20 protein-coding genes are annotated in these 23,911 nt (G+C 63.1%); 9 read left to right on the top strand and 11 right to left on the bottom strand.

What is annotated here, in order from left to right:
- Window position 1 precedes the first annotated feature (1 nt).
- From NT26_RS10225 to NT26_RS10215, 3 genes are all read right to left on the bottom strand, one after another.
- The gene (locus NT26_RS10225; RefSeq protein WP_052638698.1) at window positions 2–1,663 is read right to left on the bottom strand and encodes an FAD-binding dehydrogenase; all 1,662 of its coding nucleotides are present in this window, start codon (window positions 1,661–1,663) and stop codon (window positions 2–4) included.
- A 152-nt stretch (window positions 1,664–1,815) separates the two neighbouring features.
- Window positions 1,816–2,157 carry a hypothetical protein gene (locus NT26_RS10220; RefSeq protein WP_052638697.1) on the bottom strand — a complete coding sequence of 114 codons (342 nt, stop codon included), beginning with the start codon at window positions 2,155–2,157 and terminating at the stop codon, window positions 1,816–1,818.
- 186 nt (window positions 2,158–2,343) lie between these two features.
- Window positions 2,344–2,811 carry a chemotaxis protein CheW gene (locus NT26_RS10215; RefSeq protein WP_052638696.1) on the bottom strand — a complete coding sequence of 156 codons (468 nt, stop codon included), beginning with the start codon at window positions 2,809–2,811 and terminating at the stop codon, window positions 2,344–2,346.
- 557 nt (window positions 2,812–3,368) lie between these two features.
- On the opposite strand from NT26_RS10215, the gene NT26_RS10210 reads away from it, so the two are divergent.
- Window positions 3,369–3,968, top strand: a complete 600-nt coding sequence (locus tag NT26_RS10210) for an SCO family protein (RefSeq protein ID WP_052638695.1) — start codon at window positions 3,369–3,371, stop codon at window positions 3,966–3,968.
- A 76-nt stretch (window positions 3,969–4,044) separates the two neighbouring features.
- Window positions 4,045–4,926, top strand: coding sequence for a 50S ribosomal protein L11 methyltransferase (locus NT26_RS10205; RefSeq protein WP_052638694.1), 882 nt, complete (start codon window positions 4,045–4,047; stop codon window positions 4,924–4,926).
- A 204-nt stretch (window positions 4,927–5,130) separates the two neighbouring features.
- Here the strand turns inward: NT26_RS10205 and NT26_RS23005 are convergent, their stop codons facing one another.
- A complete protein-coding gene (locus NT26_RS23005; protein ID WP_052642038.1) occupies window positions 5,131–5,304 on the bottom strand; it encodes a hypothetical protein in 174 nt (57 codons plus the stop codon).
- Window positions 5,305–5,555: 251 nt separating this feature from the next.
- Between NT26_RS23005 and NT26_RS10195 the strand changes: the two genes are divergently transcribed.
- Complete coding sequence (locus NT26_RS10195) at window positions 5,556–7,382, top strand: aminopeptidase P family protein (protein WP_052638693.1); 1,827 nt, start codon at window positions 5,556–5,558, stop codon at window positions 7,380–7,382.
- Between the two features lie 19 nt (window positions 7,383–7,401).
- Here NT26_RS10195 and NT26_RS10190 read toward each other — a convergent pair whose 3' ends face one another.
- The 3 genes from NT26_RS10190 to pncA all read right to left on the bottom strand — a co-directional run bounded on the left by NT26_RS10190 (window position 7,402) and on the right by pncA (window position 9,184).
- On the bottom strand, window positions 7,402–7,716 hold the full coding sequence (locus NT26_RS10190) for an AzlD family protein (protein ID WP_052638692.1): 315 nt from the start codon (window positions 7,714–7,716) through the stop codon (window positions 7,402–7,404).
- Window positions 7,717–7,718: 2 nt separating this feature from the next.
- Complete coding sequence (locus NT26_RS10185; protein ID WP_052638691.1) at window positions 7,719–8,438, bottom strand: AzlC family ABC transporter permease; 720 nt, start codon at window positions 8,436–8,438, stop codon at window positions 7,719–7,721.
- A gap of 119 nt (window positions 8,439–8,557) precedes the next feature.
- Window positions 8,558–9,184 (bottom strand): bifunctional nicotinamidase/pyrazinamidase, encoded by a 627-nt coding sequence (pncA, locus tag NT26_RS10180; protein ID WP_052638690.1) that lies wholly within the window; start codon window positions 9,182–9,184, stop codon window positions 8,558–8,560.
- A 289-nt stretch (window positions 9,185–9,473) separates the two neighbouring features.
- Here pncA and NT26_RS10175 point away from each other — a divergent pair, with 289 nt between their 5' ends.
- Together NT26_RS10175 and NT26_RS10170 are read left to right on the top strand one after the other, a co-directional pair.
- Complete coding sequence (locus tag NT26_RS10175; protein ID WP_052638689.1) at window positions 9,474–10,697, top strand: YeeE/YedE family protein; 1,224 nt, start codon at window positions 9,474–9,476, stop codon at window positions 10,695–10,697.
- Window positions 10,698–11,079: 382 nt separating this feature from the next.
- Window positions 11,080–12,309 carry a DUF2778 domain-containing protein gene (locus NT26_RS10170; RefSeq protein WP_244467690.1) on the top strand — a complete coding sequence of 410 codons (1,230 nt, stop codon included), beginning with the start codon at window positions 11,080–11,082 and terminating at the stop codon, window positions 12,307–12,309.
- Here the strand turns inward: NT26_RS10170 and NT26_RS10165 are convergent.
- The 3 genes from NT26_RS10165 to NT26_RS10155 form a co-directional block, all read right to left on the bottom strand.
- Window positions 12,306–13,451 (bottom strand): amidohydrolase, encoded by a 1,146-nt coding sequence (locus tag NT26_RS10165; RefSeq protein WP_052638687.1) that lies wholly within the window; start codon window positions 13,449–13,451, stop codon window positions 12,306–12,308. The genes NT26_RS10170 and NT26_RS10165 overlap by 4 nt on opposite strands.
- 82 nt (window positions 13,452–13,533) lie before the next feature.
- A complete protein-coding gene (locus tag NT26_RS10160; protein WP_052638686.1) occupies window positions 13,534–13,842 on the bottom strand; it encodes a putative quinol monooxygenase in 309 nt (102 codons plus the stop codon).
- Window positions 13,839–14,669, bottom strand: a complete 831-nt coding sequence (locus tag NT26_RS10155) for a helix-turn-helix domain-containing protein (RefSeq protein ID WP_052642036.1) — start codon at window positions 14,667–14,669, stop codon at window positions 13,839–13,841. Before NT26_RS10155 ends, NT26_RS10160 begins: the two co-directional genes overlap by 4 nt.
- A 108-nt stretch (window positions 14,670–14,777) precedes the next feature.
- Here NT26_RS10155 and NT26_RS10150 point away from each other — a divergent pair, with 108 nt between their 5' ends.
- The gene (locus NT26_RS10150) at window positions 14,778–15,131 is read left to right on the top strand and encodes a nuclear transport factor 2 family protein (RefSeq protein ID WP_052638685.1); all 354 of its coding nucleotides are present in this window, start codon (window positions 14,778–14,780) and stop codon (window positions 15,129–15,131) included.
- Between the two features lie 216 nt (window positions 15,132–15,347).
- Window positions 15,348–16,757: a hypothetical protein gene (locus tag NT26_RS10145; RefSeq protein WP_052638684.1), complete on the top strand. Its 1,410-nt coding sequence runs from the start codon at window positions 15,348–15,350 to the stop codon at window positions 16,755–16,757.
- 11 nt (window positions 16,758–16,768) lie between these two features.
- Here NT26_RS10145 and NT26_RS10140 read toward each other — a convergent pair whose 3' ends face one another.
- Complete coding sequence (locus NT26_RS10140) at window positions 16,769–19,267, bottom strand: ATP-dependent helicase (protein WP_052638683.1); 2,499 nt, start codon at window positions 19,265–19,267, stop codon at window positions 16,769–16,771.
- Between the two features lie 277 nt (window positions 19,268–19,544).
- On the opposite strand from NT26_RS10140, the gene NT26_RS10135 reads away from it, so the two are divergent.
- Together NT26_RS10135 and NT26_RS10130 are read left to right on the top strand one after the other, a co-directional pair.
- Complete coding sequence (locus tag NT26_RS10135) at window positions 19,545–20,711, top strand: efflux RND transporter periplasmic adaptor subunit (RefSeq protein WP_052638682.1); 1,167 nt, start codon at window positions 19,545–19,547, stop codon at window positions 20,709–20,711.
- Window positions 20,708–23,872, top strand: coding sequence for an efflux RND transporter permease subunit (locus NT26_RS10130; RefSeq protein ID WP_052638681.1), 3,165 nt, complete (start codon window positions 20,708–20,710; stop codon window positions 23,870–23,872). The genes NT26_RS10135 and NT26_RS10130 overlap by 4 nt, the downstream gene beginning before the upstream one ends.
- The last annotated feature ends 39 nt before the right edge of the window (window positions 23,873–23,911 follow it).

Below are 23,911 nucleotides of genomic sequence, written 5' to 3'. Positions count from 1 at the left end.
CTCACGCGATTGCTGCGGCCGCGGCGCGTCCGGCGACGCGACCTGAAAAAAGACAGCCGCCGAGGAAAGTGCCTTCAAGCGCGCGGTAGCCATGCATGCCTCCGCCTCCGAAGCCCGCCGCTTCGCCCACGGCATAGAGTCCTGGCACCGGCTGTCCGTCATTGCCGAGAACGCGTGCCGAGAGATCTGTCTCCAGCCCGCCGAGCGTCTTGCGGGTCAGGATGTTGAGCTTCACGGCGATCAACGGGCCGTGGGCCGGGTCGAGGATGCGATGCGGCCGTGCCGTGCGGATCAGCTTGTCGCCCATTGACCGCCGGGCGTTCTGGATGCCGATCACCTGCAAGTCCTTCCCGTAGGGATTGGTCATCTGAAGATCGCGCGCCACGATCTGCCGCTCTATCCCTCCCAGCTTGAGCAGATCATTACCGGCGATGCGGTTCATGCCGCGCACCAGTTCATCGAGACTATTCGCAACGACGAAATCCTCGCCATTCTCCTTGAACGCCTCGACCGGCCCCGTCGCGCGACGGCCGACGGCGCGGCGGGCTGTCAGCCGCCAGTCGCGGCCGGTGAGATCAGGATTCTGTTCTGAACCTGAGAGGGCAAATTCCTTGCGGATGATCGACTGGTTGAGGATGAACCAGGAATAGTCGTAGCCCGTGGAGAGAATGTGCTGCAGTGTCCCGAGCGTGTCATACCCCGGGAAAAACGGTGCCGGCAGGCGCTTGCCTGTGGCGTCAAGCCATATGGAGGAGGGACCAGGCAGGATGCGGATACCGTGGTTTTGCCAGACAGGGTTCCAGTTGCGCAGACCTTCCGTGTAGTGCCACATGCGGTCGCGGTTGATGATGCGCCCGCCGGCCGATTCCGTGATCGCCAGCATCCGTCCGTCGACGTGCTTCGGCACGCCGGAGACCATGAACTTCGGCGCCGGGCCGAGGCGGGCGGGCCAATCCCTGCGCACGAGGTCATGGTCGCCGCCGATCCCGCCGGACGCGACGATCACGGCCTGTGCGTGAAGTTCGAAATCGCCCACAGATGTTCGAGAACTTTCCGCCCCGCGCAACGCTGCGCTGGGCTCGAGTATCGTCCCCGCGATGCCCGTCACTGCACCGTTGGTTACGATCAGCCGGTCGACCCGATGCCGCCATAGGAAGCGGATCCTGCCATCCCTCTCTGCCTCGCGGCCACGCTTCTCAAAGGGTTCGACAACGCCGGGGCCCGTGCCCCAGGTGATGTGAAAACGCGGGACGGAATTTCCATGTGAGGTAGCCGACCAGCCCCCGCGCTCGGCCCAGCCGACGACGGGGAAGAGGCGGTGGCCCATGGCCCTCAACCAGCCCCGCTTCTCGCCTGCGGCGAAGGCGAGATAGGCTTCGGCCCAGGCACGGGGCCAGTAGTCTTCGGGACGGTCGAAGCCGGCGGATCCGAGCCAGTCCCCGCGCGCGAGCTCGTAACTGTCACGGATACCCATGCGGCGCTGTTCGGGGGAATCGACTAGGAACAGACCGCCCAGCGACCAGAAGGCCTGGGCTCCGAGATTCTGCTCAGGCTCCTGGTCGACAATGGTCACGGAACGGCCGGCATTAGCCAGTTCCGTCGCAGCCACCAGTCCCGCCAGGCCGGCGCCCACGACGATCACTTCCGATTGGGCCCGGCTCATCGATCCTCCTGTCAGGATGCTATCGCATACTCGTGCATCCATCTCCCCCAACCATAGAGGCATCGCGATATCCGCAAAGTCAAGCTCGGGCCGGAACGCGGAAAGAGCCCGCGTCGGCGGGCTCTTCCGTGTTTCGTCCTTTACGAGGCGGCTTACTTCACGTAGACGATTTTGCCGCCGTTGGCTGCCGTGTCGATCGCCAGCACATTGTCAAGTTCAATGCTGTTTTCCTGCAGTTCCGCCATGATCTCAGCGTCTGCCTGAACCTGAGCCTTGGCATCTGCCGTCATGTCTGCTGTCGGGTTGCGGAACATCTCAGGAATCGGGTTATTGGCGTCGTCGCTATCGGAGTTCTCGTCGATGCGGACGATGCGAACATCATCGCTCATGGTGGATGCGCTTGTGGAGCCAGTGGTAGTCTGCGCGAATGCAATTCCGCCGAGCGACGCGGTGGAAAGGGCTGCGGCGAGAGCAAGTGTTACGGCGTTTTTCATGTTTGTTCTCCCTAGTGGATTTCCGATCGACAAGCCTTGGCTTAGCCGAACAATTCGCTGTCCGTTGGGACACTAGGGCAACACTGGGCGGCCGAGATCGTTCCAGGCGAATCAGGCAAACCCATCACGGGCAGATAACGAAAGCGTCATCTCCGGGTTGTAGATTACCGGAGATGAGCCGTGGGATCAGGCCGCTTCGCGAGTCAGTTCGTCGGCGATTACGGTGTCGAGGTTGAGGAAGCAGACCATCGTCTTCTCCAGCGCCACGATGCCGCGGCAGAAGGCGCGCTGGGCTTCCGGGATGATTTCCGGCGCCGGCTGGAGATCTTCGGAGCGGATGGTCATCATGTCCGAGACCTGCTCGACGAGAAGACCGACCAGCTTGCCCGCGATGTCAGTCACGATGATCGCGGAGCGTTCGGATGGCTCGGTCATCTTCATGCCGAGGCGGCAGGCCATGTCGATCACGGGAATGACGGCGCCGCGCAGGTTGATGAGGCCCAGCACATAAGGGGGCGTATGAGGCATCGGCGTAACCGGCGCCCAGCCGCGGATTTCGCGGATCGCCATGATGTCGATGCAGAATTCCTGATCTCCAAGATGGAAGGAGACGATTTCGAGATAGGCTCCCGATTGCTTGATGGCGTTGCTCATTCTTTTCTCCCACCTGCCAAGGGGCTCGCGACTTATGCCGCGGACGCTGCCATTCAGGCTGCCATGGATTGTCTGGATATCGATGCGGAGTTCGAGAATGACCTCGATGACATCATGTCGGCATGGCTCGCCTGCGTCCGGTTCGAGTAGCCGCGGGACGCTGTCGGAATCCACCTTCGCGCCGCAAGCATGCCCCTCAATTATTAAGCTTCTGCTAAAACCGTGCGGCCTTCAGGCCCCTTCCAGCACAGAAAGATTTTGAGTAAGATCGCCGTATGGACATGGTTTTGCCCGCATCGCATCGTCTGCCTCTCGTCGCACTCACGATACTGGTTGGTGTCGCGGTCAGTGGCGGGGCGTTCTACGGCTGGATGCGTTACGGGTCGGATATGTTGATAACCCTCAGCGAGAACGGCCTTTCCGGTTGTCTCTGAACCTCTCCCTGTTTGAGACAAATCAGCGCGCACGGTGACGCGATCCGCTATTGATTTGCGAGCGCGGGGCCTTTCGCCTATCGAGGGTGGGCTTTGCCGCAGATGGCATGAAGAGAGAAAGACATGAAAACGCTGCGCATCATCCTCTGGGCCGCCGTAATCCTGCTTGGCGGCGTCCTCGCATGGCTGACATTCGAGGTGACACGAAGCAAGGAGCAGATTGCCGAAGGTCCTTTTGGCGTGCCGTTCCAGCTCGTGGCCCAGGATGGGCAGCCAATCACCGAAGAAGCCTTCCGTAAGAAGCCGACCGCTCTCTTCTTCGGCTTCACCCACTGCCCGGAGGTCTGCCCGACCACGCTCTATGAACTGAACGGCTGGATGCAGCAGGTCGACCCAGACGGTACGAAGCTCGCCGGCTATTTCGTGACGGTCGATCCGGAGCGCGACCCGCCCGAAATGCTCGGGCAGTACATATCGAACGTGACCGACCGCATCGTCGGGATCTCCGGCCCGCCGGAAAAGGTCATCGAAATGGCAAAGGGCTTCAAGGTCTACTTCAACAAGGTGCCTCTCGACGAGAAGGATCCGACCGGCGACTACACGATGGACCATACGGCCTCGGTCTTCCTTCTCGATGAGGAGGGCCGCTTCGTCGGGACCATCTCCTACGGCGAAAACTCTGAGACTGCCGTGAAGAAACTCGAAAACCTGATCAGCGGCTGATCGAGCGCATTGCAGTTGAAGGGGCGGTGCCTTTGTGGCATCCGTCCCGCATCCGCAACCATCCGAAAGCGCAATCTTGAGCGAGATCCGCCTCTACGTCAGCACCACCGAAAAGGATGCCGAGCGCATCCTCGATATATTCACGGACATCTTCGGCGAGGAGGACTACGCGCTCGGGACCACCGAGGTCGACGAGAAGCGGGATCTCTGGGAAGCCTCGGTCTACCTGATGGCGGACGAGGAGGAAGAGGTCCGGCAGCGCATGTCGGATGGTCTCGCGCCAGCCTTCCCCCAAGCCCTGATCGAGAGGGAGGTAATCCCCGATGTCGACTGGATCGCGAAATCGCTCGAGGGGCTGAAGCCGGTTCGGGCAGGGCGCTTTCTGGTTCACGGCTCGCATGACCGCGACAAGGTCCGTCCCAACGATGTATCGATCGAGATTGATGCCGGCCAAGCCTTCGGGACCGGGCATCACGGGACGACCGCCGGCTGCCTGGAGATGATCGATGCGGTCGCCCGGGCCCGCCCGATCCGCAACGCGCTCGATCTCGGTACCGGCAGCGGCGTGCTCGCGATCGGCCTTAGGAAGATCCGCAACATCCCCATTCTTGCCACTGATATCGACCCGGTCGCGGTTCGGGTGGCTCAGGAGAACGTCCGGCGCAACGGGATCGTGTCTGGACTGCGGCTTGTGACGGCGCCAGGCTTCCATTCGCCCGCCTTCAGGCAAGAGGGACCTTTCGACCTTATCACCGCCAATATTCTTGCCCGGCCGCTGATGCGCATGGCGCCGCAACTTGCAGCCAACGTCGCATCCGGTGGATCGGTGATCCTGTCGGGGATTCTGGCCGAGCAGCGCTGGAAGGTTCTTGCTGCCTATAACGCCGTTCATCTTCGGCATGTGCATACGCTCTGGCGCAACGGCTGGGTAACGATCCACCTGCGGCAGGGACAATAGTTGTTGCGATGCAGCATTGCGCGTGCTGCAGGAGTCGATCCGGAGAAGAGGGATAAGAAAAAGGCGGCGCCATAGGGCACCGCCTTCGCGATCAGGTTATTCCTGATCTAGCCCGCGAGCCGGGGAGGAGCGGCTCTAGCGGGTTGGTCCATATTCCGAAGGCCTGGCGGGGGAGGGAGGAGGAAAGACCGCCAGGGTTTTAAATCAGAATACGAAACCCGATCCGCCCTTGCGGCGGAGTTCTTCGCGGCTGGTTCCCATGCCCTTCAGGGTCTGGTCGTCCAGGTTCATGAGAACGTTGTTGACGTAGCGGCTGGCCTGACGCTCGCGCGCTGCGACCACGCGTTCGAAGGCAGTGCGGAAGATTGAGTTGGCCATTTTATATATCCTTTCATCGCGGGCGCTGTTCATTGCCCGTTCGATGAGTGGAATATAGTCCGGATTGTGCGGTGCAGTGAGGGGCTTCCCATCAACGGTGTTATGCGCTGGGTGCATGGCCTGTGCAATCGCCGTCCACATACAGTTAGCAGATGCACAATAGATCGGCGGACGTTCTCCCGCTCTGGCGGTGCGAGCTGCGCCCCGCTAGTATCGCGTACCCTTTGAATCACTCCTCCCGGAAAGCTTTCATGTTCCAGTCCTTCGACAGCAGGTCCCCCCCCCAGTCCGGCCGCGAGCGCGTGAGCGCCTTGCGCAGCCATTTCGACGGCCTCGGGATTGACGGGTTTCTGGTGCCTCGCGCCGACGAATACCAGGGTGAGTACGTGCCGGCGTCGGCCGAGCGGCTTTCCTGGCTTACCGGCTTTACCGGGTCGGCCGGTGTCGCACTCGTGATGCGTTCGCAGGCGGTGATCTTCGTCGACGGGCGTTATATCACGCAGCTCAAGGAGCAGGTGGACGGCAGCGTCTTTTCCGGCGGCGACCTCGTCAACGAGCCGCCGCATGCCTGGCTGAAGGCCAACGCCGCTAAGGGGTTCCGTCTCGGTGTGGACCCATGGCTGCATACGGCTGCGGAAGTGCGCAAGCTGAGCAAGGCGCTTGACGAGATCGGCGGGTCGCTGGTCTTCGTCCCGTCCAACCCCCTCGACGCAATCTGGACGGAGCGTCCGGCCGAACCCATGGGCGCGGTGATGATCCAGAGGCATGAACATGCTGGCACGCTTGCAGCCGAAAAGATCCCCATGATTGCCGCGCAGGTGAAGGAGAAGGGCGCCGCCGCCGTCATCATCACGGATCCGTCTTCGGTCGCGTGGCTCTTCAACATCCGCGGCAGCGACGTGCCGCATACCCCTCATCCGCTGGCACGGGCCATTGTGCCGGCCGAGGGCAGGCCGCTGCTCTTTCTCGACGAGCGCAAGACCGGTATCGAGGCCCGCGCCTACCTTGCCCAACTCGCCGAACAACTGCCGCCCGCGGACTTTCCTGCCCGGCTCGAGGATTGGGCGAGGCGCGGACCGATCATGCTCGATGCCGATCTCGCTCCGCTGGCTCTCAGCATCGCGATCGAGAAGGCTGGCGGAAGCGTCGTCGAGGCAACCGATCCCGCGCGCTTGCCGCGTGCCTGCAAGAACGCTGCCGAACTGGAAGGCTCGGCGAAGGCGCATCTGCAGGACGGGGCCGCCGTCGTCCAGTTCCTCTGCTGGCTCGACGGGCAGCAAGCGGGCAGCGTGACCGAGATCGAGACGGTCCGGGCGCTGGAGGCTGCCCGCGTGAAGGTGGGTGAGCAGATGCAGAGCCCGCTCAAGGACATTTCCTTCGATACCATCTCCGGGGCGGGGCCAGACGCCGCGGTCATTCATTACCGGGTGACGACGGAGACGGACAGGCCACTGAACGAAGGTGAACTCTTCCTGATCGATTCCGGCGCCCAATATATCAACGGCACCACCGACATCACCCGGACTGTCGCGATTGGCGATGTTCCGGAAGACCGCAAGCGCTTCTTCACCCTTGTTCTGAAGGGGATGATCGCGATCAGCATCGCGCGCTTCCCCAAAGGCACGCGCGGCTGCGATCTCGATCCGCTTGCGCGGATCGCCTTGTGGAAGGCCGGCGGCGATTATGCCCACGGGACCGGCCACGGCGTCGGTTCCTATCTCTCCGTGCACGAGGGGCCGCAGCGGATCGCCCGGCTGTCGACGCAGGAGCTCCTGCCTGGGATGATCCTCTCGAATGAGCCCGGCTATTATCGTCCCGGCCATTACGGCATCCGCATCGAGAACCTGATCTATGTGAAGGAAGCGACGGACATCGAGGGCGGCGACATCCCGATGCTGTCGTTTGAGACGCTCACATGGTGCCCGATCGATCGCCGCCTTGTCCTGCCGGAGCTTCTGACGGCGGAGGAGCGTGACTGGCTGAACGGCTATCACGCCGCGACGCGCGAGAAGCTCATGCCGCTGATCGAGGATGACAAGGTGCAGCAATGGCTGGTGCAGGCGACCGAGCCGGTGTGATTACCGGCTCAGTCGGCTTCTAGAGGCCGAGGATCTGGCGGCAGACCATGACTGCCGCCCAACCAACGCCGAGCATCAGCAGTCCGGGGCGGACCAGCGCGACGAGCAGTGCTGCGACCATGGCGATCTTCACGTCCCAGCCGCCGGAGAAGAAGGCGGGGGCGACGAGCGTCGTCAGCACGGCCGCAGGGACCGCATTCAAGGCGGCTTCCATACGTGGTGGAATCGTCTTCATCCGCGTGATCAGGACGTAGCCGCCGATGCGGGTGAGATAGGTCGCCACGGCTGCGCTAAGGATCAGCAGCACTGTGCCGGTGTCGAGCGTTCCTTCCATCGTCAAGCCTCTCCACCTTCTGGCGACGCCGCTTCTGCAACCGGTGCGGGGAGCGGTAGCAGGGTCGCTACAATGATGCCGGCGGCTGCGCCAAGGCTGACATGCCAGGGAGAGCCGACGAAATGATAGGCCGCGACCGATCCAAGCGCGCTCGCCAGGACGATGGGTCCAAATCCGGGGCGGCGCCGGAACGCGAGCACCATGCCAAGGAAATAGACCGGCAGCAGGATGTCGATGCCGATCGAAGCCGGGTCGCCGATCATGCGTCCGAAGAAGGCACCGAGCATGGTGGCCACGCTCCAGCTGAGATAGACCACAACACCGAAGCCGATGTACCACGAGAAGCTTACGCCCTGGCCGCTTTCGCCACGCCGCACACCTTCGGCGAAGGCCGGATCGATCAGCATGAAGAAGGCGAGCGCCTTCTGGGGCAGGGAGTAGTGGCCGATATATTTCGCCATCGCCGCCGAATACAGGATATGGCGAAAGTTGACGGCGAAGACGGACAGTACCACCAGCCACGGCTCGACGCGCTGGCCGAAAAGCTCGATCCCCACCAACTGGCTGGCTCCGGCATAGACGGTGGCACTCATCAGCAGGGTCTCGAGGAAGCTCAGGCCGTTGTCGACCGCGACCGCCCCGAACAGGGCACCGAAGGGCGCCGAGGACAGGGCAACGATAACGCCGCCCCGCAGGCCTTCTCTGAAATCACTGCGGTTCATGGGGATTCCTTCTTCCCACTCCCTTAGGCGAGAGGGAATGCCCGGCGCAATTCAATAGCGCTGATGCATCGATCGATTCTGGTGAAGTCCCGGCGAAGAGTTGGTGCTCGCCGTGGTGGTCAGTCCTTGAGAATCTGGCGGCTCTTGACGACGCCGACGCCCTTCTGCCGCATCTCCTCGATCGCGGCTTTCACGCCCTTTGGATCGATTCCGCGGCTGGCATCCTCGATGAAGCATATCTGGACGCCGGGCAGCATCTCGACCGCATCGAGTGCCGAGAACTTGACGCAGTAATCCGTGGCAAGGCCGCAGATGTCGAGTTCGTTGATCTGCTGCGCGCGGAGATAGCCCGCAAGGCCGGTGACGGCCGCCTTGTCGTTGTCGCGAAATGCGGAATAACTGTCGATCGCGGGGTTTTCGCCCTTCTGCTGAATATAATCGATGTCATCGATCTTGAGGTCGGGATGGAACTCCGCGTCGCTGGTGCCCTGGACGCAGTGGTCGGGCCACAGCATTTGCGGTCTACCGCAGAGTTCGCCCATCTCGAAGGGTTTCTTACCGGGATGTTGCGAAGCGAAGCTGCCGTGGCCTTCAGGATGCCAGTCCTGCGAGGCGACGATGACGTCGTACCCGCCTTCCTCGATCAGGCGGTTGGCCACCGGCACGACTTTCTCGCCGTCGGGGACAGGGAGGTTTCCGCCAGGGCAGAAGCCGTTCTGGATATCCACCAGCAGCAGGGCCTTCATCGTGGTTCCTCCTTCTCTGTTCTTGGCCGATTAAATACCGAGCAGTGGCAGTCGAACAACCCTCGAAGGCGTCATGGCGAACGAAAGTCGGGATGGCCCGTCGAGCGTAAGCATGCAAACCAGCAATCTAAGGCGCCTTCCACCCGGTCGTGCGAACCGCGGAACGCGCTTTGCGTGTCGGATGCCGGCGGCGGAAACATTATCCGCTGCCGGCGCGCCCGCCAGAAGAGGGTTTCTCGTTCGGAATGGCAGGCTGGGCTAAGACTCTGGGAAATTCCGGAGTGTTGCCATGTCCATTGCCAGTTCATCTCTATCGCCCCATGTCGATACCGCTTCGCCGATCGGCGTCCCGGGACTTGCCGCCCTTGTCGCGCTTGTCGCCGGCACGGTCGCGCTGGGCTACACCTACGGTGCTGCCCACGGAGCGCTCTTCCTGATCGGCGGCGCGCTCGGGATTACGCTCTATCATGCCGCTTTCGGCTTTACCTCCGCCTGGCGCGTCTTCATCGCCGAAGGCAGGGGCCGGGGTCTTCGCGTGCAGATGATCCTCCTTGCGCTCACCGTCGTTCTCTTCTTCCCCTTCCTGGCGTCCGGCACGCTGTTCGGAAACGAGGTTCGGGGCTTCGTATCGCCTGCGGGAACCGGGGTCATCATCGGCGCCTTCATGTTCGGCGTGGGCATGCAACTCGGTGGCGGTTGCGCCTCGGGTACGCTGTTCACCGCCGGCGGCGGCAATGCGCGGATGCTTGTCACGCTGTTCTTCTTCATCGTCGGCTCGCTGCTGGCGACCATCCACTTCGAGTGGTGGACGAGCCTGCCCTCGCTGCCGCCGACGACGTTGGTGAGCCTCGGTCCGGTGCCGGGTATCCTCCTCTCGCTGGCGATCTTTGGCGCCATCGCTGCCCTGACGGTCGCGGTCGAGAAGAAGCGCCACGGCGGGCTGGAAAAGCCTGAAGCAGCGGCGCGCGAAGGGTTCGCCCGCTACCTGCGCGGACCTTGGCCGCTGGTTGCCGGTGCCATTGCACTCGCCATTCTGAACTTCGCGACCCTGGCGCTCGCCGGTCGTCCCTGGGGCATCACCTCGGCCTTTGCGCTGTGGGGTGCCAAGGGCGTGCAGCTGATCGGCATCGAGCCGGCCTTCTGGGGATATTGGCAGGCACCGGCCAATGCCAAGGCTCTCTCCGAGAGCGTCTTTGCCGATGTAACCTCGGTCATGGACTTCGGCCTGATCGCCGGCGCGATGCTCGCGGCAGCACTTGCCGGTCGTTTCGCGCCGAACTTCAGGATACCGCTGCGCTCGGTTCTGGCGGCGGTCGTCGGAGGGCTTCTGCTCGGCTACGGCGCCCGCATCGCCTATGGCTGCAATATCGGCGCCTACTTCTCCGGCATCGCGTCCGGCAGCCTGCACGGCTACCTCTGGGCGGTCGCGGCCTTCGCCGGCAATGTGCTGGGCGTCAAGTTGCGTCCCTGGTTCTTCATGGAACGTGCCACCGTCCGCCGCATCGACGGCTGACCCAATGCATCGGTCCGCACCGCTGATTGGTACAGGCCATGTGGTGCGTAAATGCCGCTTTTCCAGCGCCTGCCACCGGATCGCCGCATTCCTGCTAAATTTCCGGCAGGTTTGCCCCCTAGTGGCGAAAGCATCAAATTGGGGCGGGGCGTAAAGACATTGGTTACCATATATCGTCATTCTCTAATCCAGTCGCCGGACGGCATGACGGCTTCGGGCCGCCGTTCAATGCAGATGGACATGGTCGCAGTTGCGGCTTTGGCAGAATGATCGGGTAACGAGTATCATGGCGCTAGAGATCGAGGCATTCGGCACCGCAACTCCCTCCACACCGGTTTCAAAGCGCCCTCGGCGCCTTTCGCGCATTGCCTTTGCAGGCCGGATGGCTCTTGCCACCGCGGCGCTGGGCGGCGTCTGGATGTTCGCCGCGACCACCACCGTCAGTAGCTTCGCACCCTCTTTCTCCGCGCCCGCAAAGCCTGAGTTCTCTCTCGCCCTGTCGCGGAAACCCGTTGTCGCCGACGAGGTGGAACAGGTGGAGCGCGCTGCGCTGAGGATCAGCAAGTTCGAGCGCCTCTACCGACAGCCTGCGGCGCCCAAGGCGTCTCGGCTTGAGGGCGCGCAACTTGCCGCCGTGCTCTCGCAGCGTCCTGCGAGCAACGCGGTTGTCGGGACGCTCGGCGCCGCCTTCGCATCGGCCGCAGAGGACGCCAAGTTCCAGGAGCTCGCGGCGATCCGGCCGGAGACAGAGATCGTCAAGGAGATGCTGGACGAGGCGATGAACCAGATGGTTGCGCTCGCGCCGCGTGTCGAGATGTCCGATGCGGCAATCGTCACCGCGTCCATTCCCTCCGACGTAACGGAAGATGAGAGTCTCTCCGACGAAAGCGCCGTCGAGACCGCGGCGATCGAGGCGGAAGAGGCGGGACGCGCCACCGAACTGGCCGCCCTCATGGATGACACGCTGCCGATGCAGGGGCCGCTACCGACCTCGCGTCCCGAGACGGCCGCCAAGGCGCTCGAAGCGCTGGCTGCGGCGAAGCTCGCGAAGCCGGGCCGGGCTCCCGCCGAGGACGCTGGCGAGCCGGCTTCCACCGTGCTGGCCTATGCGAAGCCCGAAAACCCGATGAAGTCGCTGCCCAAGGTGACGCCGATCCCCGATCCGGGCACGAAGAAGGTGGCGATCTACGACATCACCAATGGGGTGGTGCACATGCCGAACGGCACCAAGCTGGAAGCGCATTCCGGCATCGGCAAGATGCGCGACAACCCGAAATACACCCATGTGAAGATGAAGGGCCCGACGCCGCCCGGTACCTACAAGCTCTCCATGCGCGAGAAGCCCTTCCATGGCGTCGCGGCGATCCGCCTGACTTCCGTGGACGGCAAGCACCCGCAGAACCGTACCGGGCTCCTGGCGCACACCTACCTGCTGCGCTCCGCTCCAGGGGATTCGCATGGCTGCGTCGCCTTCAAGCACTACGACAAGTTCCTGGCGGCCTTCCGTCGCGGCGAGATCACCCACATGGTCATCGTGCCCCAATATAACGGCCGCCTGCCAGGCAAGAACCAGAACCTGCTGGTCAAGCTCTTCGGTGGTAACGACGCCTAACCGAGCAAGTCCCTGGCCGTGCGCATGAAGATGCGGGCGCCGAGCGGGATGAGGTCGTCCGGGTAGTCATAGTCCGGATTGTGCAGGGCAGGGTGCTTCTCGCCGGCGCCGAGATAGAACATCGCCGACCTCGAAACAGTGCCGAACAGGCCGAAATCTTCGGAGGCCCGCAGCGCCTCGCCCGGCTCATGGGTGACACCTTCCGCATCGAGAGACGCCCTCAGGATCGTTACCGCCTCCGGCTGGTTGTCGCAGTGGCTGAAGATCTCGTGGTAGCTTGTCTCGAGCGCCAACCCGTCCCTCTCCGCCGCCTCCCGCGCCAGTCCTTCTGCCGCATCCACCAGTGCCTGCATCTGGTCGTTCGTGGTTGTGCGTAGCGTTACCCAGAGTTCCGCATAGGCTGGCGCAATGCCGAAGGCCGGTTCTCCCAGATGCACATGTCCCACCGTGGCAAGGACGAAGTCGCCACCGGCGACCGAACCGCCGCTTAGATCCGTCAACGCCGAGATCAGTGACGCGATCGCCCGCATCGGCGATCTGCCCGTTTCCGGTGCGGAGGCATGCGCCGTCTTGCCTGTCAGCATGATCTTCAACCCGCGCGAGGCGCAGTTGGCGATGCCTTCCTTCAGCCAGACATGGCCGAGCGGCAGCCCCGGCAGGTTGTGCAGCGAGAAAGAGTAATCAGGCCGGATTTCCGCGAATCGCTCGTCAGCAATCACCGCCGCGGCACCGGCGCCGGTTTCTTCGGCCGGCTGGAACATCAGCACGACGCGGCCGCGCTGGGGGCGCTGCTTTGCAAATCCCCGCGCAAGTGCCGCAACCGTCGCCGTGTGCCCGTCATGGCCGCACATATGGCCTTTGCCGGGCAGGCGCGAGCGGTGCGGCAGGTCCGAGATCTCCTCGATGGGCAGGGCGTCGAGTTCGCAGCGAAAGAGCACGGTCGGTCCGGCTTCGTCGCCCTCGAAGACCGCCGCGACGCCCGTGCCGCCCAGTCCGGAGATCACCTTGTCCGGGGCCGTCTCGGCGAGGAAGGCCTGCACCTCGGCCGCCGTCGCCACTTCGTCGCCGGAGACTTCCGGCATGGCATGCAGCTTTCGCCGCCAGGCGGTGAGTTCGACGACGTCGTGATTGGTAAGAAACATGCCAGGCCCTCCTCGTATGCTTTACGAGACCTAGCCGCCGTTCCGATCCAGCGCAACGGGTCGCCGAGCAGAGTCGCGTGGATCACACTGACAGGTCGCTGCGCAGCGGCTGCCAGATGGAGATCTTCCGCTCGGCTGCCAAGAGGTCCGGCAGCGCTGCATGCCATTCCTCGCGATAGGGGCGGGCAAGTTGCACCGTCAGCACGTCCTCATGGCTTTGCCATGTCTCGTGCAGCAGGAAACGGGTGTCGTTCTCCGGGTCGGCATGCAGGGCCGCGTACACGAACATTGCCTCGTGGCGCATGGCGTCCAGCACTCCGTTCAGCAGCCTCAGGAAGCGCTCGCGCTCCGTGGGCATGACGTCGAACTCGATCAGGTAGGTGACGCTCATGACACGCTCCTTTCTTGGCTTTTCATCAGGCCTGCCCGGGTCTCGGCGTCTGCGGGGTAAAAGCATTCCAGCGCCAGTTCGGAGAGGGTGACACTGGTTGCGGTGCTGAAGACGGTGGTGGTCGATATGAAGCGAAGCACCCGGTCGTTTCCCGGCATGCGCAGTTCGAGCGGCACGGCAAGCAGCGGGTGGGTCCGATTCTCCTTCGGTGCCGGCGGCGCCGGATAGGCGGAAAGCTCCGTATGCAATTCTGCCAGGAAGGGATCGCCCGAGCCCTCCATCTGCACCCGCGATCGCTCCAGCACGTGGTGCCTCCATTCGCCGAGGTTTGCGATCCGGGGCGCCAGTCCCTGCGGATGGAGGCTGAGCCGCAGCACGTTGAGCGGCGGCGCCAGCACTATGGGATCAATGCCTTCGAACAGTGCCGTCGCGGCTGCGTTCGCCTGCAGCAGGGTCCACCGCCCGTCGACGGCAATGGCGGGGAAGGGCATGTGGCCCGTCAGGATGGTCTCCACCGTCTGCCGTATCTCCGTAAGCTCCGGCGCATCGAAGGCCGCTTCCGGATGAACGGGTGCATAGCCGGCCGAAAGCAGCAGGCGGTTCTGAGCACGCAGCGGCATCGACAGCCGCTCGGCGAGCCTCAGCAGCAGGTCACGGCTTGGCGAGGATCGCCCGCTTTCGACGAAGCTCAGGTGCCGGGCTGATATTTCGGCGTCGAGCGCAAGGTCGAGCTGGCTCATGCGCCGGCGGCTGCGCCATTCGCGAAGCACGGTGCCGACGCCGGTCGGGGGCGAGGGTGATTGGGTGAGGGTGTCTGCCTGGGTCATGGGCAAACCCTAGCAGAGGAGCGGCGGAATACGATTACCTCGGAGGTAATTGTTCTGCCTCCTCTGCCCCGTCAGGTTCGGGCCGTGATCAACGAAAGGAGCACGACCATGACCGATCATCTCGCCATCGCCAACGCCTATCTCGCCCTCTGGAACGAGGCGGACGACGCCGCCCGGACTGCCGCGCTCACCAGGGACTGGGCCGCTGACGCCCGCTACGCCGACCCGCTGATGCAGGGGGAAGGCCCCGCCGGCATCTCCGCCATGATCGCCGCCGCTCGCAGCCACTTCCCCGGCCACCGCTTCGAGCTTTCCGGCACCCCCGACGGCCACGGCCCCTTCACCCGCTTTTCCTGGACCCTCGTCTCGCCCAGCGGCGAGGCCGTCGCGCGCGGCATGGATGTGGCGCGGCTGGACGCGGCGGGAAGGGTGACGCAGGTGGTGGGGTTTCTGGAGGGGTAGGGGGTGGTGTCGGTGAGTGGCTTGAAGGAAGCCACCAGTCGCGGAGTTGGACAAGGCTTACTTGAACGGGGGGACCCAAGTAGGCTGACTCGTCTCTGGTGCAGGTGAGGCAGCTCTGAAAGAAAAGCAGTTGGTTGAATGAAGGCGAACTTCGGTATTCTTGACTAGGAGCATAAGCTGTGGACGTTGTTTGAGTCCTAGCTGGAGGAAACATCGGTGGCGCCACGAAGGATTGTTGCAATCGGCGTACAACTGCACTGCGATACAGTCGATCAGATCCCATTCAACTCTAAGCGAACGCTTCTCGACTGGGATATAGCGGTTTTTCTGCCCCATATATCGGACATGGTCAGTTATCATGACAGCTACCAAGGAAAAGTCTGTCTAGATGAGGGCGAAAGCTTTAGGTTGAGGGAGCGATGCGAGCATTGGAGACGGGAAATAAAGCTTGCGTTGGACGCCGGACGAACGGTGATTTGTTATCTTGAAGAGCTAAAGGAAATATTCGTCGACACGGGGGATCGCAGCTACTCTGGCACAGGAAGGAATCGAAAGACGACCCGACTGGTCTCCGCCTACTCAAACTATGAATGCTTGCCCTTCTCCTTAATGCCGATAAATGCCTCCGGCAGCGCGATTAAACTATCGCTGCAGGCAAATACGCTCGCATCCTACTGGGCGGAGTTCGGTGGAGGTTCGCGGTTCGAAGTGACATTGAACGGGAGCAAACCGTCAAGTGCCATCTTAACTAAGGCAGGGGATCAAATAGTAGGGGGAATTTACAGGACGGCCGCAGGCGGTAACTTCGTTGCTTTGCCAATGCTGGATTTTTATTCCGAGAATTTTTTTGAGGATGGTGTATTCAATGACGAAGCGGGAGCTTTCGCAGGTAAAATAGTCCATTCTTGGCTGGCTCTTGATGCCGCTTTACGAGCCGACAACGAATTGACGCCGGCACCCCAGTGGAGCCAACAAGATGCATATTCGCTAGAGGAAGAAGGTGCGCTCAGGGCGACCCTTCTTGAGGCGGAGCAAAGACTGATCGAGGCTCAGAAGCGCAAGGAAGAGGTAGCCGATGCTCTACTACAAGCGGGTTCAATGCGAGCACTGCTCTATGAGAAAGGTCTCCCTCTCGAGAAAGCTATCATCCGCGCATTGATTACACTGGGTTTCGAGGCAGAAACGTACAAGGACTCGAATTCGGAGTTCGACGTTGTCTTTCGGAGCCCGGAAGGACGCCTTCTGGGTGAGGCCGAGGGGAAAGATAATAAACCTATCAACATCGAGAAACTGCGGCAGCTTTCGATGAACATTCACGAGGATTTCGCTCGTGAAGAGGTCACTACTCCGGCTAAGCCTATATTGTTTGGCAATGGCTTCAGGCTTCAGATACCGACGGAGAGGGATGTGCAGTTCACTGCGAAGTGCATCGCTTCTGCTACGACTTCCGGAACCGGATTGGTCGCAACAGCGGATTTGTTTCGCGTCGCGAAGTATGTTGCGGATACAGGAGACGCTGACTTTGCCGCTCTATGCAGGGTCTCCCTCCTTAAGGCTGCCGGTCTACTTTCGTTTCCTGAAGTACCCGCTACGGTCGAAGCGACTATGCTGATCGGAGAGGTCTGATAGTCCTTGTCTCACACCCGCTCCACAAACCCTTCCAGCACCCGCTTCTGGCCGGCCTTGTCGAAGTCGATGGTCAGCTTGTTGCCTTCGATCGAAGCGATGTTGCCGTTGCCGAACTTGATGTGGAAGACGCGGTCGCCGACGGTGAATTGCGAGGGCGTGTCGGCGACGGATTTCGCCACCAGTTCGCCCTCGATGGTACGGGTGCGCGGGCCGCTTTCGCCGTAGCCGATGCGTTCCACCGCGTGGCCGGAGCGGGTACCCCAGTTGTCGCGGGTGGCGTTCGTCTGGTTGGCCTGGGCACGCTTCCAGCCGGGAGTGGAATAGGTGTTGGCGAAGGGGTCGGCCTTGTCGAAGCGCGACTGGCCATAGCCGCCGCGCCCGCCATAGCCGCCATAGTTGCTGTCCGACGCCGCGACATCGACGTGATGCGCCGGCAGTTCGTCGAGGAAGCGCGAGGGCATGGTGGACTGCCACAGCCCGTGGATGCGCCGGTTGGAGACGAACCAGATGTGGCAGCGCCGCTTGGCGCGGGTGATGCCGACATAGGCGAGGCGGCGTTCCTCCTCCAGCCCAGAGCGGCCGCCCTCGTCGAGCGCCCGCTGGTGCGGAAAGAGACCTTCCTCCCAGCCGGGCAGGAAGACGGTGTCGAATTCCAGCCCCTTGGCGGAGTGCAGCGTCATGATCGAGACGGCGTCGAGATCCTCGTTCTGCTCGGCATCCATGACCAGCGAGACATGCTCGAGGAAGCCCCGCATGGACTCGAATTGCTCCATGGAGCGGATCAGTTCCTTGAGGTTTTCCAGCCGTCCAGGCGCTTCAGCCGACTTGTCGTTCTTCCACATGTCGGTATAGCCGGACTCTTCGAGGATCTGCTCGGCAAGCTCGATATGCGGAATCTTCTCAAGCCGTTCCTGCCAGTTCCTGAAGCTTTGAATCACGTCGAAGAGCGCCTTGCGCGCCTTCGGTTTCAGCTCGTCCGTCTCGATGATTTCGCTCGCGGCAGCCAGCATCGGGATGTCGCGGGCACGGGCATAGTCGTGGAGCGTGCGCACCGTCGTGTCGCCCAGCCCGCGCTTCGGCGTATTGACGATCCGCTCGAAGGCAAGGTCGTCGGCCGGCTGGCAGGTAAGGCGGAAATAGGCCATCGCGTCGCGGATCTCGAGCCGCTCGTAGAAGCGCGGGCCGCCGATGACGCGGTAGTTGAGGCCGAGGGTGACGAAGCGGTCTTCGAACTCGCGCATCTGGAAGGAAGCGCGCACGAGGATCGCCATGTCGTTCAGCGCATGCCGTTTTCCGTCGGCATCGCCGCGCTGCAGCCTCTCGATCTCCTCGCCCACGGCGCGGGCTTCCTCTTCGGAATCCCAGGCTGCGTGTACCTGCACCTTCTCGTCGTCCGGGTCGCTGCGGTCGGTGAACAGCGTCTTGCCGAGCCGACCCTCATTGTGGGCGATCAGGTGGCCGGCGGCGCCGAGAATGTGTTCGGTGGAGCGGTAATTGCGCTCCAGCTTGATCACCCTGGCGCCCAGAAAATCCTTCTCGAAGCGCAGGATGTTGTCGACCTCCGCACCGCGCCAGCCATAGATCGACTGGTCGTCGTCGCCGACGCAGCAGACGTTCTGCGGCACGCCCTTCGGCCGCTGGGCGAGCAGCCGCAGCCACATGTACTGGGCAGTGTTGGTGTCCTGGTACTCGTCCACCAGGATGTAGCGGAATTTGCCGTGATACTCCTTGAGGATATCCGGGTGGTCGCGGAAGATCGCGATCGGATGGAGCAGCAGGTCGCCGAAGTCGCAGGCGTTCAGCGTCTTCAGCCGGTCCTGGTAGGCGCGGTAGAGCTCGCGGCCCTTGCCGTTGGCGAAGGCGCGCGCGTCGCCCTCGGGTATGTCCTTCGGCGTCAGGCCCTTGTTCTTCCAGTTGTCGATCATGCCGGCGAACTGGCGGGCCGGCCAGCGCTTGTCGTCCAGCCCCTCCGCCTGGATCAGCTGCTTGATCAGCCGGATCACGTCGTCGGTGTCGAGAATGGTGAAGTCGGAACGCAGCCCCGCGAGCTCCGCATGGCGGCGCAGGAGCTTCACGCCGATCGAGTGGAAGGTGCCGAGCCAGGGCATGCCTTCAACCGCGCCACCGACGAGCACGCCGATGCGCTCCTTCATCTCGCGCGCCGCCTTGTTGGTGAAGGTGACGGCGAGGATCTGCGACGGGAAAGCCTTGCCCGTCGCAAGGATGTGGGCGATGCGGGTCGTCAGCACGCGCGTCTTGCCCGTGCCAGCGCCGGCCAGCACCAGCACCGGGCCGGCCAGCGTCTCAACGGCTTCTCGCTGCTCGGGATTGAGGCCGGAGAGATAGTCGGGCATTGCACGGTTCTGGTCGCGCGCGGCCATGGCGCGGGCGGCAATGCCGAGCCCGGATCCCTGTCCCGCGGCGGCCGGTGGTGGCGCCGGTTGCGAAGGACGGCGGGGTTCCGGTTCCTCGTCGAAGAACGGAATGTCGTCGAAAACGTTACTCATGCGGGTCAATGTAGTGATTCGGACCTGAAAGGCCAGAAAAGATGTTCTGGTTTCATTCCTGTCCTTTCACCAGCCGATGGCAAAATCAAGGTATGGCCGGCGAAATGCGGGGGAGGGGCAAGGATGTACAGCGCATGCATCAGACGCGCGATCTGACATCTGCGTGAAATCCCACGATGTTACAAATCCGTAAGGATGCCGATCGCGAATTGCATGTATAGTCGCCGGCATAGATATTGCCGCTATTCGATCCGAACTACTCCCGCCGGAGATCTTAATGCGCATCTGGAAGCAACTGCTCCTCAGTATCGTTGTGGTCGTCGTCGCCCTCTGTCTCTGGGTATTCATGGTGCCCGGAGCCGGCGACACGCTGGCGAGGATGGGCGTGCCCGAGCCGATCGTCGCGGCGATCCGGCCGCAGGCGGCTCAGAACGCGGAGGCTCCCGGCGCGGGCAGGAATGGCGGGCCGGGCAGGGGCCCCGGCGGACGCGCGACCGTGGTCGTGACGGAGGCCGTGGCAACCGGAACGGTCAACGACCGGCTGGCGGCGATCGGCAGCGGAGAGGCGATCCAGTCCGTTGTCGTCATGCCCCAGGCGTCCGGCACCATCGAGGAAATTCTCGTGTCGGCGGGCGACAAGGTCACGAAGGGCCAGGTGCTGGCCCGCCTCGACGACGACGAGCAGGTGATTGCGCGTGACCGGGCGCAGGTTGCGCTTCGTAGCGCGACCGAGCGCTCCCAGTCGCTCAGCAACCTGCGTTCCGTGTCGCGGCTCGACGTGCTCGATGCGCAGATCGCCGAGGAGACGGCGAAGCTCGAAGTCTCGACTGCCGAACTCAACCTGAAACGCCGCGAAATCGTCTCGCCGATCGATGGCGTGGCAGGCATCGTGCCGGCCAATGTCGGCGACAATGTCACCACCCAGACCGCCGTTGTCACGATCGATGACCGCTCGTCGCTGCTGGTGGACTTCTGGGCGCCGGAACGCTTCGCGACCGCCATCTCCGTCGGTCATCCGGTCGAGGCGACGTCCATTGCCCGCCCTGGCGACGCCTTCACCGGCGTCGTCCATGCGATCGACAACCGTGTGGATCCGGCAAGCCGGACGCTGCGCATCCGCGCCCGCATTGACAACCCGGAGGACAAGCTACGCGCCGGCATGGCCTTCAGCGTCGGCATGCGCTTTTCCGGCGATACCTTCCCGGCCGTAGATCCGCTGGCAGTACAGTGGGATGCGGAAGGCTCCTATGTCTGGCAGGTCGTCGATGGCAAGTCGGTGAAGACGCGCGTGCGGATCATCCAGCGCAACCCCGATGTCGTGCTGGTGGATGCCGAGCTGAAGGCCGACGATGCCGTGGTGGTCGAAGGCCTGCAACGGGTCCGTGAAGGTGCCGACGTCCGTATTGCCGGGGCGTCGGAGACTGCGGAGGTGGCGAGCCAATGACATCCCACGACAGCCAGACGCCCTCGCAGCAGGACCCCGGCCAGAGCTTCACGGCGCTCTTCGTCCGCCGGCCGATCCTCGCCGCCGTTCTCAACACGCTCCTTGTCGTCGCAGGTCTTGCGGCCCTTTTCGGGGTCGAGGTGCGTGAGCTTCCGGATGTCGATCAACCGGTTATTACCGTGCGGACGTCCTATGACGGGGCCTCGCCCCAGACGATCGACCAGGAATTGACGCAGGTCATCGAGGGGGCGGTGGCGCGCGTCAGCGGGCTCAAATCTATCTCGTCGGAATCACAGTTCGGCTCCAGCCGGGTCACGATGGAGTTCTCCGATACTGCCGACCTTGCCGTGGCAGCGAACGACGTGCGCGATGCGCTCGGCCGCATCACGAACCAGCTGCCGGACGATGCCGACGAACCGCGCATCATCAAGGCGGATTCGGACTCCCAGGCGATCATGCGGATTGCCGTCACCTCCAGCACCCTGTCCATGGAAGACCTGACGCTGCTCGTCGACAACGAGGTCACCGACAGGCTGGCTTCCGTCGATGGCGTTGCCGACGTCGAGCTCTATGGCGATCAGGAAAAGATCTTCCGCGTCGACATCAATCAGGCGGCCCTTGCCGGTCGTGGTCTGACGGTCGGCGACATCTCGACAGCACTTTCGACCGCTGCCCTCGACGTCCCGGCAGGCTCGCTGGAGAGCAACCGGCAGAACATCGTCGTGCGAGCCACGGCAAACCTGACGACGCCCGAAGATTTCGAGAGCGTCCTCATCAAGGACAATATCCGGCTGCGCGACGTCGCGACGGTGACGCTCGGTCCCGATGACGGCTCGACCGTGCTGCGCGCCAATGGTGTCCAGGGGGTCGGCCTCGGGATCATCCGCCAGGCGCAGTCGAACACGCTGAGTATTTCCGACGGCGTCAAGGCAGCGGTGACGGAACTGCAGGAGAACTTGCCTGAGGGTACGCGCATTGCCATCACCAGCGACGACGCCGTCTTCATCGAGGGCGCGCTGCACGAGGTGGAGATCGCGCTCGGCCTCTCCGCCACGGTGGTGCTGATCGTCATCTTTCTCTTTCTGAGGGACTGGCGGGCCACCCTCATCCCCGCCGTCACCATGCCGGTGGCGCTGATCGGTACCCTCGTCGCCATCTATCTCGTCGGCTTCTCGATCAACATCCTGACGCTGCTCGCTATCGTGCTCGCCACCGGCCTCGTCGTCGACGATGCCATCGTGGTTCTCGAGAATATCGTGCGCCGGCGTGCAGAAGGCATGGGACCAAGGGCGGCCGCCGTCCTTGGCACGCAGCAGGTCTTCTTCGCGGTCATGGCGACCACGGCGACCCTCGCCGCGGTGTTCATCCCGCTCTCCTTCCTACCCGGCCAGATGGGCGGGCTGTTCCGTGAATTCGGCTTCGTGCTTGCCTTTGCGGTTGCGCTGTCGTCGGTCACGGCGCTGACGCTTTGTCCGATGCTGGCCTCGCGCATGCTGTCGAAACCGATCAGGGAAAGCGAGAGCGGCCCGCTGTACTGGATCGGCGAAAAGTTCGCGGGCCTCTATGCCGGCATCCTGCGCCGCTGCCTCGATGCGCCGCTGGTCGTCATTGCCGTCTCCGTCCTGATCTCAGTTGCGGCATACGGGGCCTTCGGCTCCGTTCGCAGCGAACTGACGCCGCGGGAAGACCGGTCGATGGTGATGATGCGGCTTTCCGCCCCGGAAGGCGTGAGCCTAGACTACACGCGCGACCAGATGCAGCGCGTCGAGGAAAACCTGCAGCCGCTTCGCGAGTCCGGCGAAATCTCCAACATCTTCTCCATCTCGGGCTTCGGCAGCAACACGAACAGCGGCTTCATGGTGCTGACGCTGGCGCCCTGGGGTGAGCGCGAGCGAACCCAGGATCAGATCGTCCAGGATATCAACGCGGCGGCGCAGACAGTGCCGGCACTTCGCGGCTTTGCCATCCAGTCGAACAGCCTGCGCATCCGCGGGGCCGGCAACGGTCTCCAGGTGGCCATGGTCGGTAGCGACCATGCCAGCCTGACCCAGGCTGCCATCCAGCTCGTCTACAAGATGGAAGACAGCGGTCTGTTCGAAACGCCGCGGCTGTCGAACGAACCAACCCAGGCGCAGCTTTCGGTGGCAATCGACCGCGAGCGCGCCTCCGATCTTGGCATCGACATCACCGGACTTTCGGCTGCCATGCAGGCACTGCTCGAAGGCCGGTCCATCGTCGATGTCTTCGTCGAAGGCGAGGCGCTCCCGGTCAAGCTCACCTCCAACACGCAGCCGATCGACGACCCGACGGACCTCGAGAACATCTTCCTCAAGGCGGCCGACGGAAAGATCGTGCCGATGTCGACGATCGCGACCCTGCAGGAAGGCGCTGTGGCCCCCGAGCTCAACCGCGAACAGCAACTGGCGGCCGTGTCCTTTTCCGGCAACCTGCGCGACGGCGTGACGCTCGGCGATGCGGTACAGGCGGTCGAGGAGATGGCCGAGCCGCTGCTGCCGGCCGGTGCACGGCTGATGCCGCTGGCCGAGGCAGCGACGCTGGAGGAGAACTCCTCCGGCATGCTGATGACCTTCGGCTTTGCAATTGCGATCATCTTCCTGGTGCTCGCAGCCCAGTTTGAAAGCGTCCTGTCGTCCCTTATCATCATGTCGACGGTCCCGCTCGGGCTCGCCTGCGCCGTGTTCGCGCTGATCCTGACGGGCACCAGCCTGAACGTCTACAGCCAGATCGGCCTTGTTCTACTCGTCGGCGTCATGGCCAAGAACGGCATCCTAATCGTCGAATTTGCCAACCAGCTGCGCGACCAGGGCGCAGGCGTGCGCGAGGCGATCGAGCGGGCGTGCAGCATCCGTCTTCGTCCCGTGATGATGACGATGATCGCCACCATCATCGGCGGCGTTCCGTTGATCCTCGCCCAGGGGGCGGGTGCAGAGGCGCGCATCGCACTCGGCTGGGTAATTGTCGGCGGGCTCGCGCTCGCGACGTCCGTCACGCTGCTGATCACGCCCGTGGCCTATCTGTTGATCGCGCGCTTCTCCAAGCCCCACGTCCATGAGGAGCGGCGGCTGCATCAGGAACTGGTGAATGCCACCCAACGGCAAGCCAACGAGGATGGTGATCGTCCATTGCTTGCAGCGGAATGATCGTCGGACGGATGCGCCTGGATTGTCACGCCGCATCGA

Origin of the sequence: Pseudorhizobium banfieldiae (genome assembly GCF_000967425.1) — a bacterium.
Lineage (GTDB): Bacteria > Pseudomonadota > Alphaproteobacteria > Rhizobiales > Rhizobiaceae > Neorhizobium > Neorhizobium banfieldiae.
This window is presented reverse-complemented; position numbering and strand designations above follow the sequence as displayed.

Bases quoted from the DNA above. Each gene is read 5' to 3' on its own strand.
- pncA (WP_052638690.1), bottom strand. From the start codon at position 9,184: ATGAAGGCCCTGCTGCTGGTGGATATCCAGAACGGCTTCTGCCCTGGC.
- NT26_RS10150 (WP_052638685.1), top strand. From the start codon at position 14,778: ATGACCGATCATCTCGCCATCGCCAACGCCTATCTCGCCCTCTGGAAC.
- NT26_RS10170 (WP_244467690.1), top strand. From the start codon at position 11,080: ATGGCTCTTGCCACCGCGGCGCTGGGCGGCGTCTGGATGTTCGCCGCG.
- NT26_RS10165 (WP_052638687.1), bottom strand. From the start codon at position 13,451: ATGTTTCTTACCAATCACGACGTCGTCGAACTCACCGCCTGGCGGCGA.
- NT26_RS10155 (WP_052642036.1), bottom strand. From the start codon at position 14,669: ATGACCCAGGCAGACACCCTCACCCAATCACCCTCGCCCCCGACCGGC.
- NT26_RS10175 (WP_052638689.1), top strand. From the start codon at position 9,474: ATGTCCATTGCCAGTTCATCTCTATCGCCCCATGTCGATACCGCTTCG.
- NT26_RS10135 (WP_052638682.1), top strand. From the start codon at position 19,545: ATGCGCATCTGGAAGCAACTGCTCCTCAGTATCGTTGTGGTCGTCGTC.
- NT26_RS10130 (WP_052638681.1), top strand. From the start codon at position 20,708: ATGACATCCCACGACAGCCAGACGCCCTCGCAGCAGGACCCCGGCCAG.
- NT26_RS10225 (WP_052638698.1), bottom strand. From the start codon at position 1,663: ATGAGCCGGGCCCAATCGGAAGTGATCGTCGTGGGCGCCGGCCTGGCG.
- NT26_RS10210 (WP_052638695.1), top strand. From the start codon at position 3,369: ATGAAAACGCTGCGCATCATCCTCTGGGCCGCCGTAATCCTGCTTGGC.
- NT26_RS10195 (WP_052638693.1), top strand. From the start codon at position 5,556: ATGTTCCAGTCCTTCGACAGCAGGTCCCCCCCCCAGTCCGGCCGCGAG.
- NT26_RS10160 (WP_052638686.1), bottom strand. From the start codon at position 13,842: ATGAGCGTCACCTACCTGATCGAGTTCGACGTCATGCCCACGGAGCGC.
- NT26_RS10220 (WP_052638697.1), bottom strand. From the start codon at position 2,157: ATGAAAAACGCCGTAACACTTGCTCTCGCCGCAGCCCTTTCCACCGCG.
- NT26_RS10185 (WP_052638691.1), bottom strand. From the start codon at position 8,438: ATGAACCGCAGTGATTTCAGAGAAGGCCTGCGGGGCGGCGTTATCGTT.
- NT26_RS10190 (WP_052638692.1), bottom strand. From the start codon at position 7,716: ATGGAAGGAACGCTCGACACCGGCACAGTGCTGCTGATCCTTAGCGCA.
- NT26_RS10140 (WP_052638683.1), bottom strand. From the start codon at position 19,267: ATGAGTAACGTTTTCGACGACATTCCGTTCTTCGACGAGGAACCGGAA.
- NT26_RS23005 (WP_052642038.1), bottom strand. From the start codon at position 5,304: ATGGCCAACTCAATCTTCCGCACTGCCTTCGAACGCGTGGTCGCAGCG.
- NT26_RS10215 (WP_052638696.1), bottom strand. From the start codon at position 2,811: ATGAGCAACGCCATCAAGCAATCGGGAGCCTATCTCGAAATCGTCTCC.